Annotated in this window: 16 protein-coding genes; 13 read left to right on the top strand and 3 right to left on the bottom strand. The window is 68.4% G+C overall.

Annotated elements, in window-relative coordinates; all coding sequences use genetic code 11:
• Nucleotides 1-3: 3 nt before the first annotated feature.
• A complete protein-coding gene (locus ACN8ZM_RS16260; protein WP_420210299.1) occupies nt 4-1,854 on the top strand; it encodes a M24 family metallopeptidase in 1,851 nt (616 codons plus the stop codon).
• Nucleotides 1,855-1,903: 49 nt separating this feature from the next.
• On the opposite strand, the gene ACN8ZM_RS16255 is transcribed toward ACN8ZM_RS16260, so the two are convergent.
• The 3 genes from ACN8ZM_RS16255 to flgA form a co-directional block, all read right to left on the bottom strand.
• Nucleotides 1,904-2,344: a flagella synthesis protein FlgN gene (locus tag ACN8ZM_RS16255; protein ID WP_175026137.1), complete on the bottom strand. Its 441-nt coding sequence runs from the start codon at nt 2,342-2,344 to the stop codon at nt 1,904-1,906.
• Between the two features lie 70 nt (nt 2,345-2,414).
• Nucleotides 2,415-2,744, bottom strand: coding sequence for a flagellar biosynthesis anti-sigma factor FlgM (gene flgM / locus ACN8ZM_RS16250; RefSeq protein ID WP_089451404.1), 330 nt, complete (start codon nt 2,742-2,744; stop codon nt 2,415-2,417).
• Nucleotides 2,745-2,862: 118 nt separating this feature from the next.
• Nucleotides 2,863-4,083: a flagellar basal body P-ring formation chaperone FlgA gene (flgA, locus tag ACN8ZM_RS16245; protein ID WP_420210298.1), complete on the bottom strand. Its 1,221-nt coding sequence runs from the start codon at nt 4,081-4,083 to the stop codon at nt 2,863-2,865.
• A gap of 204 nt (nt 4,084-4,287) precedes the next feature.
• Between flgA and ACN8ZM_RS16240 the strand changes: the two genes are divergently transcribed.
• From ACN8ZM_RS16240 to flgL, 12 genes are all read left to right on the top strand, one after another.
• Nucleotides 4,288-4,776: a flagellar basal body rod protein FlgB gene (locus tag ACN8ZM_RS16240; protein ID WP_043184647.1), complete on the top strand. Its 489-nt coding sequence runs from the start codon at nt 4,288-4,290 to the stop codon at nt 4,774-4,776.
• 40 nt (nt 4,777-4,816) lie between these two features.
• The gene (flgC, locus tag ACN8ZM_RS16235) at nt 4,817-5,242 is read left to right on the top strand and encodes a flagellar basal body rod protein FlgC (protein WP_021164156.1); all 426 of its coding nucleotides are present in this window, start codon (nt 4,817-4,819) and stop codon (nt 5,240-5,242) included.
• Between the two features lie 53 nt (nt 5,243-5,295).
• Complete coding sequence (locus tag ACN8ZM_RS16230; protein WP_043184646.1) at nt 5,296-6,057, top strand: flagellar hook assembly protein FlgD; 762 nt, start codon at nt 5,296-5,298, stop codon at nt 6,055-6,057.
• Between the two features lie 33 nt (nt 6,058-6,090).
• A complete protein-coding gene (gene flgE / locus ACN8ZM_RS16225; protein ID WP_043184645.1) occupies nt 6,091-7,338 on the top strand; it encodes a flagellar hook protein FlgE in 1,248 nt (415 codons plus the stop codon).
• Between the two features lie 19 nt (nt 7,339-7,357).
• The gene (gene flgF, locus ACN8ZM_RS16220) at nt 7,358-8,116 is read left to right on the top strand and encodes a flagellar basal-body rod protein FlgF (protein ID WP_089451402.1); all 759 of its coding nucleotides are present in this window, start codon (nt 7,358-7,360) and stop codon (nt 8,114-8,116) included.
• 34 nt (nt 8,117-8,150) lie between these two features.
• Nucleotides 8,151-8,939, top strand: coding sequence for a flagellar basal-body rod protein FlgG (gene flgG / locus ACN8ZM_RS16215; protein WP_043184643.1), 789 nt, complete (start codon nt 8,151-8,153; stop codon nt 8,937-8,939).
• Between the two features lie 20 nt (nt 8,940-8,959).
• Nucleotides 8,960-9,652, top strand: a complete 693-nt coding sequence (flgH, locus tag ACN8ZM_RS16210) for a flagellar basal body L-ring protein FlgH (RefSeq protein WP_043184642.1) — start codon at nt 8,960-8,962, stop codon at nt 9,650-9,652.
• A 5-nt stretch (nt 9,653-9,657) separates the two neighbouring features.
• Complete coding sequence (locus ACN8ZM_RS16205) at nt 9,658-10,842, top strand: flagellar basal body P-ring protein FlgI (protein ID WP_043185168.1); 1,185 nt, start codon at nt 9,658-9,660, stop codon at nt 10,840-10,842.
• Nucleotides 10,843-11,826, top strand: a complete 984-nt coding sequence (gene flgJ, locus ACN8ZM_RS16200) for a flagellar assembly peptidoglycan hydrolase FlgJ (RefSeq protein WP_089451401.1) — start codon at nt 10,843-10,845, stop codon at nt 11,824-11,826. It abuts the gene before it with no gap.
• A gap of 219 nt (nt 11,827-12,045) precedes the next feature.
• Nucleotides 12,046-12,801, top strand: a complete 756-nt coding sequence (locus ACN8ZM_RS16195; protein WP_043184640.1) for a flagellar brake protein — start codon at nt 12,046-12,048, stop codon at nt 12,799-12,801.
• Between the two features lie 195 nt (nt 12,802-12,996).
• Nucleotides 12,997-14,934, top strand: coding sequence for a flagellar hook-associated protein FlgK (gene flgK, locus ACN8ZM_RS16190; RefSeq protein ID WP_301769683.1), 1,938 nt, complete (start codon nt 12,997-12,999; stop codon nt 14,932-14,934).
• Between the two features lie 17 nt (nt 14,935-14,951).
• Entirely contained in the window at nt 14,952-16,187 is a 1,236-nt protein-coding gene (gene flgL, locus ACN8ZM_RS16185) for a flagellar hook-associated protein FlgL (RefSeq protein WP_043184637.1), read from the top strand.
• Nucleotides 16,188-16,280: the final 93 nt, after the last annotated feature.

The following is a 16,280-nucleotide window of genomic DNA, read 5'->3' as shown; positions in this document are numbered from 1 at the left end:
CCGATGATCGATCGACTGAAATACAGCTTCTCCGGCCTTCCCCCGTACGACGCATCCGTCGCCGATACTCAGGCAGGCCTGTCACGCCTGCTCGACGCCACGCGGCTCGACGCGGTGCTGGTCACGTCGCAGGACGAATACGTGACCGAGTACCTGCCGCGCAGCAACAACCCGCGCTACGCGCTGTCGGGTTTCGACGGCTCGGCGGGCTGCGGGATCTTCCTGAGCGCGGCGACCGCGCAGGCGCTCGATCTGCCCCCGTTCGTGCTGTTCGTCGACGGCCGTTATCACCTGCAGGCCGAGCAGCAGTGCGATCCGGCGCGCGTGCGCATCGAGAAGCTCGGGATGAACGTGACGATCTGGCAGGCGATGGCCGACTGGCTGGTCGCGCACGGGAGCCGGCTCGCGCGGGTCGGCTACGACGCGCTGCGGATCAGCGTCGCGCAGCGCGATCGCCTGTTCGAACAGACGCAGGCGGTGTCGCTCGACTGGACGAGCCTCGCCGAGCGCGAGATCGATCGCGCGATCGCACTGCCGGGCTGGGTCGTCGAGCGGCCGATCTTCGAGGTGCCGGAATCGATGACCGGCCTGAGCGTCGCGCAGAACCTCGACGCACTGAACCGCCAGCTCGCCGCGCATACCGGCGCACCGGACGGCAAGACCGCGTTCTTCACGTGCGCGTCGGACGATCTCGCGTATCTGCTGAACAGCCGTGGCTATCACATCCCGAATGCGTCGTCGCACCTCGGCTTCCTGTTCGCGGTCGGCGGGCAGGTGGCGTTGTTCCTGCCGGAAGGCTGCGACCGCTGCGAGGTCGCGCTCGAGTCGTATCCGGCGCTGCAGGTGATCCGGCGCGATGTCGCGGCGCTCGAGCGCTTTCTGGCTCAGTTCGCGGTCGAGCATGTGTGCTACGGCTTCGAATCGGTGAACTGCGCGCTCGTCGACGCGGTGAAGCGGGTGTGGCCGCAGGCGCGGCATGCCGACTTCAACCCGGTCGAAGCGATGCGGGCCGGCAAGACGCCGGCGGTGCTCGACCGGTTCCGCGACGCGTTCGCGCGCAGCTCCGCGGCGATCGCCGAGACGATGCGCTGGGCGAAGGCCGGCGAGCCGGGCGCACGCCATACCGAATACGACCTGGCGCGCGCGATCAACGACGCATACGGCGCGCGTTCGGCGGTGGCGCTGACGTTTCCGTCGATCGCGGCAAACGGCGCGAACAGCGCGTTCGCGCACTACACGGCGGCGAGCGCCGACGTCGAGCTGACGGAAGGCGAACTCGTGCTGCTCGACAGCGGCGCCTATTACGAAGCCGGCTTCGCGACGGACTGCACGCGCGTGGTGCTGCGCCGGACCCGCCCGGATACGGTCGCGCAGCCGTGGCAGCGCGAGATCTACACGGTCGCGCTGAAGGCGTGCATCAAGGGGCTCGTCACGCGCTTCCCGAGCACGGCAAAGGGCGGCGACGTCGATGCGCTCGTGCGGCAGGTGTGCCGCGACCACGGCCACGATTTCGGCCACGGCACCGGGCACGGCGTCGGGATTCACGTGCACGAGGGCGGCGTGCGGTTCGCGCCGGGGGCGAAGTACGGGCTCGTGCCGAATGCGGTGATTTCGGTCGAACCGGGCATCTACGTGCAGGGCAAGGGCGGCGTGCGGATCGAGAACATCGTGATCATCCGCCAGGACGACGCGCAGCCGGATACCGTGACGTTCGAGAACATCGTGACGGTCGGCTACGACTGGGACCTGATCGATCTCGACCTGCTGGACGACGGCGAGCGCGCGTACCTGCGCGACTACGAGCGGCTGTGCGTGGAGCGCGGCACGCAGGTCACCGCGTGTCCGCTGTTGTAACGAGGAAGCAGGCAGGGGCGCGGCCGCCGGGCGGTCGCGCGGCGCGATGTCAGCGCGTGAGTGCCGACACGCGCCCGTCGGGGCCGTAGACGCCGGCCGGCGCGGGGGCCGAGCGCAGCACCGCGAGCGCACGCTCGTTGTAGTCCATCCGGATCCGGATCAGCATCCCGTTGTTCGCATTGGCCTGGCGCGCGCGTTCGGCGGACTGCTGCAGCAACTGCCAGCGGCCGGCGAGGCGGGCATCGCGTTCGGCGGCCTGGTCCATCCCCTTCTTGCCGGACGGAAAGCCGAGCGCGGAAAGCTGCGTATCGCGCGTGCGTTCGAGCTGCGCGAGCCGGTCGATCAGCGCGCTTTTCTTTTCGACGATCCCGGGCAGCATCTCGAGCGGCTCGGCCGTCGTCAGTGCCTTTTCCTCGTAGACGAGCAGGGACGCGAACGCCTCGACCGTCGCGTGTTCGTCGTTGACCGTGGCCAGCAGCTCTTCTCTCATCGCGTCATGCTCGTCGCGCCGGCGCGGGTGAGCGCCGGCAAACCGGGGGACCGGCCTCGCGAGGCCGGCTTCAGCTGCCCGGGCGCTGCTGCTGCAGCAGCTCGCGGGCGGTATTCAATACGCCGTCGGCGATCTTGTTCGCGTCGATCTTCAGCGTGCCGTTGTTCAGCGCGTCCTTGATCGACTGGACCAGGCCCGTGTCGATATCGCCGTTGCCGGACGCGGATACCGAACGCAGCTGGCCGGACAGACCCGACAGGTTCACGGTCGTGTCGCCGCCGGTCGATCCTGCGTCGGCCGCCTGCGCGGACGAGGACGAGGCCGTGCCGGATGGCGCACGGGTCGCGCCGTTGCCGGTCGGCGCCACGGGGCTCGGGTTCGGAGTGGAATCGATCTTCACGATGGGTTTCCTGTTCGGTTTGACCCAGATAACGGCCGGGTCGGCCCGAACTTTAGCATCGCGAGCCCGAAATGCTCCGAATAAACAATTCTTTACATTCTTTCCGCTAGATCCGTCCCTACAGCGGAATTTCCACGGTGCCGGCGTCCTTGACGATCGCCGTGACGATCTGGCCCGCCGCCATCCGCACCCGTACCGACTGGCCCGGCGCCGCGTTCGCCAGCGCGCTGCCCTCGGCCGAAATCGTGAAACCGGGCCCGGCCGCGACGACCCGCACCGTCTGGCCGGCCGACACCGACGCCGCGCTCTTCAGCAGATCCTGCCGCAGCGGCAGCCCGGCCGAGATGCGCGCGAGCGCGGTCGCGCCGATCGCCTGCGCCGGATCGGTGATCACCGCGAGCGGCAGCACCGTCAGGTCGCCGTCGCGGGCGACCAGGTCGGCCGCGGAGAGCGGCTCGCCGGGCGCGATCTGGCGCGCGGCGACGTAATAGGTGGCCTGCACGGCGACTTTCGCCTGCAGGTAGACGGTCCACGGCCGCTCGCCCGCGCAGCGCACGCCGACCGTCGTGCGGCCCCACAGGCGCGCGCCGGTCGGCAGGAACGGCTCGAGCGTCGTGCACGCGGCGAGCCCGCGCGGAAACGCGGTCGTGACCGTCACGGTGGTCTTGCCGGGCAGGCCGGCGATCTGTTGCTGCAGGAACGCGAGGGCCGCGCGCCGGATCGACTCGGGATCCTGCTGGCCGGGCGGCGTCACGGGCTGGGCCGGGTTGGCTGAAACCGGGGTTGCGCGCGGCGCCGGCGCGGCCGACGCGGCGCGGGCCGCCGCCATGCGCGCGGCGATGGCCGGCTGCTGGGGCGGCCGTACGGGATTCGACGCGGGCTCGGCCGTGCCGGCGACGACCGTCGCGATCGCGTTCGGATCGGCCGCGCGCGGCGCGCCGTATCCGGCGTTCGCGCGGGCGGCTGCATAGACGGGGCGAGGCGCTGGGGCCGGCGCGGGAGCCGGCGGCGGGACGGTCGTCACGACCATCGTGCCGGCCGGTTGCGGCGCGTAGCCGGTGCCGGCCGCGGCGGCGCTTGTGCCGCTCGCCGTGCGACCCGCGTCCGGCGCCAGGCCCGAACCCGGCGCGATCGCCGCATTCCCGCCGAACTGCCCGCCGCTCGCCGCATTGGCATGCGCAAGCGCGGTTTCGGCCGTCTCGCCGCGCCCTGGAATCACGATCATCCCGTCGTCCGCGTGCGCGGCCGGGGCGGCGATCCACAGCGCCGCGGCGAGCGCAAACGCACGCCGGACGTGCGTGAGCCGCCCGTTCCTTCCGCGAAGTGCGCTGCCAGTCATCGCCGTATCCCCGATCCGTTGCTCCGCTTCGCATTCTAGGGAGCCGGGCCGTCGCGCAAACGATGAATAGAGGGGGCCTTTGCCGCGTTATTCGCCCGATTGCCGGTTGCGTCCGACGCCTACCATCGCTGTCATGGAAAAAAGCCTCTTGGGTCGCCATCCGGCGCGAGGGGCGTGCAGCGCTTCATACGGAGAGACGCACACATGCTGGACAAACTCGATGCGGAATTCGCGTTCGGCCGACAGGCGCTGGACGTGCGCGCCTATCGGCAGGAACTGCTGTCGTCGAACATCGCGAACTCCGACACGCCCGGCTACCAGGCCCGCGACGTCGATTTCGCGTCGACGCTCGCGCGCTCGCTGAAGCAGGCGGGCGGCGGCCTTGCGCCGAGCAACGCCGCGCAACTGCCGATGACGCAGCCGGCCGGCGTGACGAGCGGCATGTCGATGGTGTCGACGGCGGCGGGCCATATGGCCGGCACCGCGAAGCTGATCCCGACGGGCGGACCGTCGGACGACTACGGCCGCGCGCAGTACCGGATGCCGCTGCAGCCGTCGCTCGACGGCAACACGGTCGATCTCGACGTCGAGCGCGTGCAGTTCGCGAACAACGCGCTGCACTACCAGACCGGGATGACCGTGATGACCCAGCAGATCAAGGCGATGATCGCCGCGATCACGACGAACCAGTGACGGCGCGCACCGCCTCCGAATCCGAGCAAAAGGAGCTTCCATGCCCTCGTTGATGAACATCTTCGGCGTCGCCGGCTCGGCGCTGTCCGCGCAGTCGCAGCGCCTGAACGTCACCGCGTCGAACCTCGCGAACGCCGACAGCGCGACCGGCCCCGACGGCAAGCCGTACAAGGCCAAGCAGGTCGTGTTCGCGACCGACCCGATCGGCGGCGCGCGCACCGCGTCCGGCCAGGGCGTGGGCGGCGTGCGCGTGACGAAGGTGATGGACGACCCGTCGCCGATGAAGTCGACCTACGACCCGTCGAACCCGGCCGCCGACGCGAACGGCTACGTGCAGATGCCGAACGTCGATCCGGTGCAGGAGATGGTGAACATGATTTCGGCGTCGCGCTCGTACCAGGCCAACGTCGAGACGCTGAACACCGCGAAGACGCTGATGCTCAAGACGCTGACGATCGGCTCGTAAGCCGCGTCGACCGACCTTACAGATCCGACAGTTCCGACAGAAGGCCACCCAGGATGACTTCCTCCAGCACGACGATCGGCAGCAACGGCACGAACGTGTCGAACCTGCCGACCGACACGATGAACACCAACAACGTGTCGTCGACCAACGGCACGTCGGCGAGCGACCTGCAGGCGACGTTCCTGAAGCTGCTCGTCACGCAGCTGCAGAACCAGGATCCGACCAGCCCGGTCGACAGCTCGCAGATGACGTCGCAGCTCGCGCAGATCAACACGGTGAGCGGCATCGCGCAGCTGAACACGTCGCTCTCGTCGCTGTCGACGCAGCTCACGGCCGGCCAGCAGACGCAGGCCGCGCTGCTGATCGGCACCAACGTGCTCGCGCCGGGCAACGCGGTCGCGGTGAAGAGCGGCGCGGCATCGCCGTTCGGCGTGTCGCTGTCGAGCTCGGTGTCGAACCTGACGATCACCGTGAAGAACGCGGCGGGCACCGTGGTGAACACGATCAATGCGGGCGCGCAGTCGGCCGGCACCGTGCCGTTCAACTGGACCCCGACCGACTCGGCAGGCAATGCGCTGCCGGACGGCAAGTACACGGTCAGCGCGTCGTACACCGACGTCAACGGCACGCCGCAGCCGGCCACGACGCTCGCGGCATCGACGGTGCAGAGCGTGATCAAGCAGGCGGACGGCACGGCGGGGCTCGTGCTGTCGAACGGCACGACGGTGGGGCTGACCCAGGTCGCGTCGATCTTCCCGAACACCACGTCGTCCGCGTCGGCTTCGTCCTCGTCCGGCGGCACCACCTCCAACTGATACTGATCGAGCAATCTCGAAACGGAGACCGAAATGGGTTATCAACAGGGTCTGAGCGGCCTCTCGGGTGCATCGAACGCGCTCGACGTGATCGGCAACAACATCGCGAACGCGAATACGGTCGGCTTCAAGTCGAGCACCGCGCAGTTCTCCGACATGTACGCGAACTCGGTCGCGACGTCGGTCAACTCGCAGATCGGCATCGGCACGTCGCTGAACTCGGTGGAGCAGCAGTTCGGCCAGGGCACGATCAACACGACGAACTCGTCGCTCGACGTCGCGATCAACGGCAACGGCTTCTTCCAGATGTCGAACAACGGCGTGAAGACGTACTCGCGCGACGGCACGTTCCAGCGCGACAAGAACGGCTACATCATCAACGCGCAGGGCATGAACCTGATGGGTTACATGGCCGACAAGAACGGCGTGATCAACACCGCGCAGACCGTGCCGCTGCAGGCGCCGACGACCAACATCGCGCCGACCGCGACGACCAAGATCACCGCCCAGTTCAACCTGAACTCGCAGGACACGGTGCCGGCCAAGACGCCGTTCGACCCGACCGACAACACGACGTACAACTACTCGACGTCGATCCAGGTGTACGACTCGCTCGGCGGCTCGCAACCGGTCAACATGTACTTCGTGAAGTCGCCGACGGCGTCCGGCGTCTGGGAAGCGTACGCGGTCACCCAGGGCGGCGGCACGAACGATCTCGGCACGGTCACGTTCGACTCGTCGGGCGCGATCAAGAGCACGACGACGGGCACGCCGGCCACGCCGACCACGTCGCTCGGCCAGTTCCAGTTCACGGTGCCGAACACCGACGGCTCGGCGACGCCGCAAAACCTCACGCTCGACCTGACCGGCACGACGCAATACGGCGGCAAGGACGGCGTGAACAACCTCGCGCAGGACGGCTACGCGAGCGGCACGCTGACGACCTACACGATCGGCACCGACGGCAAGCTGACCGGCAACTACTCGAACGGCCAGACCGCCGTGCTCGGCCAGATCGCGCTCGCGAACTTCAACAACCCGAACGGGCTGGTGAACCTCGGCGGCAACCAGTATGCGGAAACCGCCGCATCGGGCGTGCCGCAGATCTCGGCGCCGGGCAGCACGAACCACGGCACGCTGCAGGGCAGCGCGCTCGAGAACTCGAACGTCGACCTCACGTCGCAGCTCGTCAACCTGATCACCGCGCAGCGCAACTACCAGGCGAACGCGCAGACGATCAAGACGCAGCAGACCGTCGACCAGACGCTCATCAACCTGTAAGCGCGGATAACGGGCAGCCATGGACCGACTGATCTACACGGCGATGACGGGTGCGTCGCAGTCGCTCGACCAGCAGGCGATCGTCGCGAACAACCTCGCGAACGCGTCGACGACGGGCTTTCGCGCGCAGCTCGCGACGTATCGCGCGGTGCCGATGAATTTCGGCGACGGCAGCACGGTCGACCCGACGACGACGCGCACCTACGTGCTCGCGTCGACGCCCGGCGCCGATTACGCGCCGGGTCCGATCACGCGCACCGGCAACCCGCTCGACGTCGCCGTGCAGGGCGCGGGCTGGCTGGCGGTGCAGGCGGCCGACGGCAGCGAGGCGTACACGCGGGCCGGCAACCTGCACGTCGACGAGAACGGCCAGCTCGTCAACGCGAGCAACCTGCCGGTGGTCGGCAACGGCGGCCCGATCTCGGTACCGCCGAACGCGGAAGTGACGATCGGCAAGGACGGCACGATTTCCGCGTTGATGCCGGGCGACCCGCCGACGGCGGTCGCGATCGTCGACCAGATGAAGCTCGTGAATCCCGATCCGGCCACGCTCACGCGCGGCAACGACGGGCTGTTCCGCACCGCCGACGGCAATCCGGCCGATGCCGACCCGAACGTGGTCGTCACGCCGAATTCGCTCGAAGGCAGCAACGTCAACCCGGTGACCGCGATGGTCGCGATGATCGACAACGCGCGCGCGTTCCAGCTTCAGTCGAAGCTGATCCAGACGGCCGACCAGAACGAGCAGTCGGCGAACCAGCTGCTCAATTTCAGCTGAGCGCCCGCGCCAGCCCACGCAGGAGAATCGACAAGTGAACCGTTCGCTCTACATCGCCGCCACCGGCATGAATGCGCAGCAGGCGCAGATGGACGTGATTTCGAACAACCTCGCGAACACCAGCACGAACGGCTTCAAGGCGTCGCGCGCGGTGTTCGAGGATCTGCTGTACCAGACCATCCGCCAGCCTGGCGCGAACTCGACGCAGCAGACGGAACTGCCGTCGGGCCTGCAGCTCGGCACCGGCGTGCAGCAGGTCGCGACCGAGCGCCTGTACACGCAGGGCGGCCTCACGCAGACCGGCAACTCGAAGGACGTCGCGATCAACGGCGCGGGCTTCTTCCAGGTGCTGATGCCGGACGGCACGAACGCGTACACGCGCGACGGCTCGTTCCAGACCAACGCGCAGGGCCAGCTCGTCACGTCGAGCGGCTACCAGATCCTGCCGGCGATCACGATCCCGCAGAACGCGAACTCGCTGACGATCGGCAAGGACGGCGTCGTGACGATCACGCAGGCGGGGTCGACCAATTCGGTGCAGATCGGCTCGCTGCAGATCGCGACCTTCATCAACCCGGCCGGCCTCGAGGCGCGTGGCGAGAACCTGTTCTCCGAGACCACCTCGTCGGGGGCGCCGAACGTGTCGCAGCCGGGCCTGAACGGCGCGGGCACGCTCAACCAGAACTATGTCGAAGCGTCGAACGTGAACGTCGTGCAGGAGCTCGTCAACATGATCCAGACGCAGCGTGCCTACGAGATCAACAGCAAGGCCGTGACGACGTCCGACCAGATGCTGCAGACCGTCACGCAGATGAAGAGCTAACCGGAACACCCGTCGTCGCCATGAAGCAGGTTCGCCTCCTCCCGTCAGCCACCGTCCGCGCCGCATGCGCGGTCGCGGTGGCGGCGCTCGCCGCCGGTTGCGCGCAGATTCCGCGCGATCCGATCATCCAGCAGCCGATGACGGCGCAGCCGCCGATGCCGATGTCGATGCAGGCGCCCGGCTCGATCTACAACCCCGGCTACGCGGGGCGGCCGCTCTTCGAGGATCAGCGGCCGCGCAATATCGGCGACATCCTGACGATCATGATCGCGGAGAACATCAACGCGACCAAGTCGTCGGGCGCGAACACGAACCGGCAGGGCAACACCGACTTCAACGTGCCGACGGCCGGCTTCCTCGGCGGGCTGTTCGCGAAGGCGAACCTGTCGGCGACCGGCAACAACAAGTTCGCGGCGACCGGCGGCGCCAGCGCGGCGAACACGTTCAACGGCACGATCACGGTGACCGTCACCGGCGTGCTGCCGAACGGCAACCTCGTGGTCAGCGGCGAGAAGCAGATGCTGATCAACCAGGGCAACGAATTCGTGCGCTTCTCGGGGGTCGTGAACCCGAACACGATCTCGGGTGCGAACTCCGTCTACTCGACGCAGGTCGCCGACGCGAAGATCGAATACTCGTCGAAGGGCTACATCAACGAAGCCGAGACGATGGGCTGGCTGCAGCGCTTCTTCCTCAACATCGCGCCGTGGTGATGACGATGCAGAAGACCCTGTTCAACCGCCTGTCGGCCCGCGCGCATGCCGCCGCGCGGCTCGCCGTCGCGTTCGCGGCCGTGGCCGCGGCCTGCATGCTCGGCGCGGCGCCCGCGCATGCGGAACGCCTGAAGGACCTCGCGCAGATCCAGGGCGTGCGCGACAACCCGCTGATCGGCTATGGCCTCGTCGTCGGTCTCGACGGCACGGGCGACCAGACGATGCAGACGCCGTTCACGACGCAGACGCTCGCGAACATGCTCGCGAACCTCGGCATCTCGATCAACAACGGTTCGGCGAACGGCGGCCCGTCGTCGCTGAGCAACATGCAGCTGAAGAACGTCGCGGCCGTGATGGTGACCGCCACGCTGCCGCCGTTCGCGCGGCCGGGCGAGGCGCTCGACGTCACCGTGTCGTCGCTCGGCAACGCGAAAAGCCTGCGCGGCGGCACGCTGCTGCTGACGCCACTGAAAGGCGCCGATGGCCAGGTCTACGCGCTCGCGCAGGGCAACATGGCGGTCGGCGGCGCCGGCGCCAGCGCGAACGGCAGCCGCGTGCAGGTGAACCAGCTCGCGGCCGGCCGGATCGTCGGCGGCGCGATCGTCGAACGCGCGGTGCCGAACGCGATCGCGCAGATGAACGGTGTGCTGCAGCTGCAACTGAACGACATGGACTACGGCACCGCGCAGCGGATCGTGTCCGCGGTCAATTCGAGCTTCGGCCCGGGCACTGCCACGGCGCTCGACGGCCGCACGATCCAGCTGGCCGCACCGGCCGATTCGGCGCAGCAGGTCGCGTTCATGGCGCGGCTGCAGAACCTCGACGTCAGCCCGGACAAGGCCGCGGCGAAGGTGATCCTGAACGCGCGCACCGGCTCGATCGTGATGAACCAGATGGTCACGCTGCAGAGCTGCGCGGTCGCGCACGGCAACCTGTCGGTCGTCGTCAACACGCAGCCGGTCGTGTCGCAGCCGGGGCCGTTCTCGAACGGGCAGACGGTGGTGGCGCAGCAGTCGCAGATCCAGCTGAAGCAGGACAACGGCGCGCTGAAGATGGTGACGGCCGGCGCGAATCTCGCCGACGTCGTGAAGGCGCTGAACACGCTCGGCGCGACGCCTGCGGACCTGATGTCGATCCTGCAGGCGATGAAGGCCGCCGGCGCGCTGCGCGCCGACCTGGAGATCATCTAAATGGCAGCCTCTCTCCCGAACGCGAACGACCTCACGCAGCGCTTTGCGCTCGACGTGCAGGGTTTCGACGCGCTGCGCGCGCAGGCCAAGCAGTCGCCGCAGGCCGGCGCGAAGGCGGTCGCCGGCCAGTTCGACGCGATGTTCACGCAGATGATGCTCAAGAGCATGCGCGACGCGTCGCCCGACGGCGGGCTGTTCGATTCGCACACGTCGAAGCTGTACACGTCGATGCTCGACCAGCAGCTCGCGCAGCAGATGTCGACGCGCGGGATCGGCGTCGCCGACGCGCTGATGAAGCAGCTGATGCGCAACGCGGGGCAGGGCGCGGGCAGCGACACGGCGGCTGACGTCGGCGCGGGCGCGATGGGCGCGGCCGGCCTCGGCGCGTCCGGCAACGAAGGCGGCCTCGCCGCGATGAACGCGATGGCGAAGGCCTACGCGAACGCGGCGAACAACGGCGGGCTCGCCGGTACGCGCGGCTATTCGGCCGGCAGCGCGCTGACGCCGCCGCTGAAAGGCGCGAGCGGCGTGCAGGACGCCGACGCGTTCGTCGACCGGCTCGCGGGCCCCGCGCAGGCGGCCAGCGCATCGACCGGCATCCCGGCGCGCTTCATCGTCGGCCAGGCGGCGCTCGAATCGGGCTGGGGCAAGCGCGAGATCCGCGCGACCGATGGCTCGACGAGCTACAACGTGTTCGGCATCAAGGCGACCAAGGGCTGGACCGGCCGCACGGTGTCGGCGCTGACGACGGAATACGTGAACGGCACGCCGCGCCGCGTGGTCGCGAAATTCCGCGCGTACGATTCGTACGAGCATGCGATGACCGATTACGCGAACCTGCTGAAGAACAACCCGCGCTACTCGGGCGTGCTGAGCGCGAGCCGCAGCGTCGAAGGCTTCGCGCACGGGATGCAGAAGGCCGGTTACGCGACCGACCCGAACTACGCGAAGAAGCTGATTTCGATCATGCAGCAGATCGGCTGACGCACCCGTCGGCGATTGCCGGTTGTACCCTCTGGACCGCGCCCGGCAGCCCGCCGCGCGCGGTTTCAACGTTTGCGCGAAAAAAATCCGCAATTCGATCTAAACTTTCGGTCAGCACTGCCGCTAAGTGTGAGAGACCTGCGACCGGGCCCCCGTTCTGGCCCGGTTTTATTGCGCACCGGTTGCCCGGGCGCCCATGACAAGAAAGACCGGCTAGCCATGAATATCGAAACGTCGACGGACCCCAGCCTGGATGCAGGCCACTCCGGGCCCGACTATGCCCGCCGCAATCCGCTGGAAATCGGCGTGCAGCTGCGCAACCTCGTCAACCGCGGCGATTTCCTGACCGTCCAGTATCCGGGCGGCCAGCTTGTCACGCGCCTGCTCGAGGTGGATGTCGGTGAGCGGACGTTTACGTTCGACTGGGGTGCGCTGTCGGAGCAGAACGCCGGCATCCTCGGCGCGTCGCACTGCACGTTCGCGGCCGCGCCGGAGGGCGTGCGCGTCGAATTCTCCACGGGCACGCCGCGCGAGACGCGCTACGAGGGGCTGCCCGCGTTCGTCGCCGATTTCCCCGACGTGCTGATGTGCATCCAGCGCCGCGAATATTTCCGCGTCGACGCGCCGATCGTCGATCCGTTCCTGTGCCGCGGCAAGCTGCCGGACGGCGAGAGTTTCCTGTTCGAGGTGCATAACCTGTCGCTCGGCGGCGTGGGGCTGCGCACGGCCGACGAACGCGTCGAGGCGCTCGAGGTCGGCACGCAGCTGCCCGACGTCGAGCTCGAACTGACCGGCCACGGCAAGCTGTCGCTCGACCTGCAGCTCGTGTCGCAGCGTTCGACGCAGATGCCGAACGGGTCGCGGCGCTACCAGCTCGGCTTTCGCTACCTGTCGCTGCCGGGCAGCGCGGAGAACACGCTGCAGCGGCTGATTACGCAGCTCGAGATGAAGCGCCGCTCGCTCGCGCGGGCCTGACGCGCAAGCAGTGGCCGGCCCCGCCCGGGGCCGCCCGCGCAGCGTTGGCGGCACCGTTGGCCGCCCGCTGCGAGCGGCGACGCGCGCTCGCGCGTCGCGCACGCATTTTTTCCTCAATTTTTTCGATCCGCGGCCGTTATACCGGGAGTCACGCAACCCGGCGGCCGCAGCGCGGCCGGCTCATCAGGATCGCGCATGTCCAACACACTCATGAACCTCGGCGTCAGCGGCCTGAATGCCGCGCTCTGGGGCCTCACGACGACCGGCCAGAACATCAGCAACGCGGCGACGCCGGGCTATTCGGTCGAACGCCCCGTCTATGCCGAGGCGAGCGGCCAGTACACGAGCAGCGGCTACCTGCCGCAGGGCGTGAACACCGCCACCGTGCAGCGGCAGTACAGCCAGTACCTGAGCGACCAGCTGAACGGCGCGCAGACGCAGGGCGGTGCGCTATCGACGTGGTATTCGCTCGTCACGCAGCTGAACAACTACGTCGGCAGCCCGACGGCCGGCATCTCGACCGCGATCACGAACTACTTCACCGGGCTGCAGAACGTCGCGAACAGCGCGTCCGACTCGTCGGTGCGGCAGACCGCGATGAGCAATGCGCAGACGCTCGCGAACCAGATCACGGCGGCCGGCCAGCAGTACGACGCGCTGCGCCAGAGCGTGAACACGCAGCTGACGAGCACCGTGACGCAGATCAACGCGTACACCGCGCAGATCGCGCAACTGAACCAGCAGATCTCGGCCGCGAGCAGCCAGGGCCAGCCGCCGAACCAGCTGATGGACCAGCGCGACCTCGCGGTGTCGAACCTGTCGAACCTCGCGGGCGTGCAGGTCGCGCGCAACGGCGACGGCTACAGCGTGTTTCTCGCGGGCGGCACGCCGCTCGTCGTCGCGGACAAGAGCTACCAGCTCGCGACCGTTACGTCGCCGTCCGATCCGAGCGAGCTGACCGTCGTGTCGCAGGGCATCGCCGGCGCGAACCCGCAGGGCCCGAACCAGTACCTGTCCGACGCGTCGCTGTCGGGCGGCACGCTCGGCGGCCTGCTCTCGTTCCGCAGCCAGACGCTCGATCCGGCCGAAGCCCAGCTTGGCGCGATCGCGACCAGCTTCGCCGCGCAGGTCAACGCGCAGAACGCGCTCGGCCTCGACCTGTCGGGCAACGTCGGCGGCAACCTGTTCACGACCGGCACGCCGATCACGTACGCGAACCAGGGCAATACCGGCAACGCGGCGCTGTCCGTGTCGTTCGCGAACGCGTCGCAGCCGACCACCGGCGACTACACGCTGTCGTTCGACGGCAAGAACTACACGCTGACCGATCGCGCGAGCGGCACGGTGGTCGACCAGAAGCAGGGGCCGATGCCGGTTTCGCTCGGTGGACTGAATTTCTCGACCACTGCCGGCACGCAGATGCAGCCGGGCGACAAGTTCACCGTGCAGCCGACGCGCGGCGCGCTGAACGGCTTCGGCCTCGCGACGTCGAACGGCTCCGCGATCGCGGCGGCGGCGCCGTTCGTGCCGTCGGCCACCGCGACGAACACGGGCACCGGCACGATCGGCGCGCTGTCGGTCACGAGCGCGACCGCCGCGGCCAACCCGCACAACTACACGATCACGATGGGCGGCACGACCGCCAGCCCGACCTACACGGTCACCGACAACTCCGTCACGCCGCCGAGCACCGGCACGCCGCAGGCGTACCAGGCCGGCTCGCCGATCACGCTGACGGCCGGCGTCACGGTGACGGTGTCGGGCACGCCCACGGCCGGCGACACGTTCACGGTCGCGCCGAACACGGGCGGCACCAACGACGGCAGCAACGCGCTCGCGCTGTCGAAGCTCGTCAACGCGAAATCGTTCGGCAACGGCTCGACCACGCTGACGGGCGCGTACGCGAACTACGTGAACGGCATCGGCAACACGACGAGCCAGCTGAAGTCGTCGAGCGCCGCGCAGACCGCGCTGGTCGGCCAGATCACGTCCGCGCAGCAGTCGGTGTCGGGCGTGAACCAGAACGAGGAAGCGGCCAACCTGATGCAGTACCAGCAGCTTTACCAGGCGAACGCGAAGGTGATCCAGACGGCGGCGACGCTGTTCCAGACCGTGCTCGGCCTGTTCAACTGATTTCGGGGATCGAAGCGATGCGGATTTCCACCACCCAGTTCTACCAGATGAACGTCGCTCAGATGAGCGACCAGCAGGCGCAGCTGTCGCAGCTGTACCAGCAGATCTCGAGCGGCGTGAGCCTGTCGACGCCGGCCGACAACCCGCTCGGCGCCGCGCAGGCGGTGCAGCTGTCGATGACGTCGGCGACGCTGTCGCAGTATTCGTCGAACCAGAACGTCGCGCTGTCGTCGCTGCAGAAGGAAGACCAGACGCTCTTCAGCGTCAACGACCTGCTGAACACCATTCACTCGGTCGTGATACATGCCGGCGACGGCTCGCTGGCCGACAGCGACCGAGCGGCGCTGTCGACCCAGCTGCAGGGCTATCGCGACCAGTTGCTGACGCTCGCGAACTCGACGGACGGCGCGGGCAACTACCTGTTCGCGGGCTTCCAGTCGACCACGGCGCCGTTCTCGAACGCACCGGGCGGCGGCGTGAACTACAGCGGCGACACGGGTTCGCGGCAGGTGCAGATCGCCGACACGCGCGCGATCTCGCAGGGCGACAGCGGCGCCAGCGTGTTCCTGTCGGTGCCGATGCTCGGCAGCCAGCCGGTGCCGGTCGCCGGTGCGAACAACACGGGCACGGGTACGATCGGCGCGGTGTCGATCACGAGCCCGTCGGCCGCGACCAACACGCACCAGTTCACGATCACGTTCGGCGGCACGGCTGCCGCGCCGACCTATACGGTCACCGACAACTCCGTCGTACCGCCGACCCCGGGCGCCGCGCAGCCGTATACGGCCGATTCGGCCATCGCGCTCGGCAACGGCCTGTCAGTGCCCGTGTCGGGCACGCCTGCGCCGGGCGACACGTTCACGGTCACGCCCGCGCCGAAAGCCGGCACCGACGTGTTCGCGGCGCTCGATTCGATGATCACCGCGCTGAAGACGCCGATCAGCAACAACACGGCTGCCGCGACCGCGCTCGCGAACACGATGACCACCGGCACGACGAAGCTGAACAACATGATGACGAACGTCCTCACCGTGCAGGCGTCGGTCGGCGGACGCGAGCAGGAAATCAAGGCGATGCAGGCGGTGAACCAGACCAACACGCTGCAGATCACCAGCAACCTGTCCGACCTGACGAGCACCAACATGGTGTCGACGATCAGCCAGTTCCTGCAGATGCAGAACGCGCTGACGGGCTCGCAGAAGGCGTACGCGCAGCTGCAGAACCTGTCGCTGTTCCAGTACATCAATCCCTGATGCACGACGCGCCAGCCGCGATGTGAGCGCCCGCTTACATCGCGGCCGGTGTGGACTGCCGCCCGCGCGTCTTCGCGCGCGGATGGGCGCTTC

Origin of the sequence: Burkholderia aenigmatica, from assembly GCF_048627025.1 — a bacterium.
Classification (GTDB): Bacteria; Pseudomonadota; Gammaproteobacteria; order Burkholderiales; family Burkholderiaceae; genus Burkholderia; species Burkholderia aenigmatica.
The sequence above is the reverse complement of the archived record's forward strand: the minus strand, read 5'-3'. Positions and strand labels throughout refer to the sequence as shown.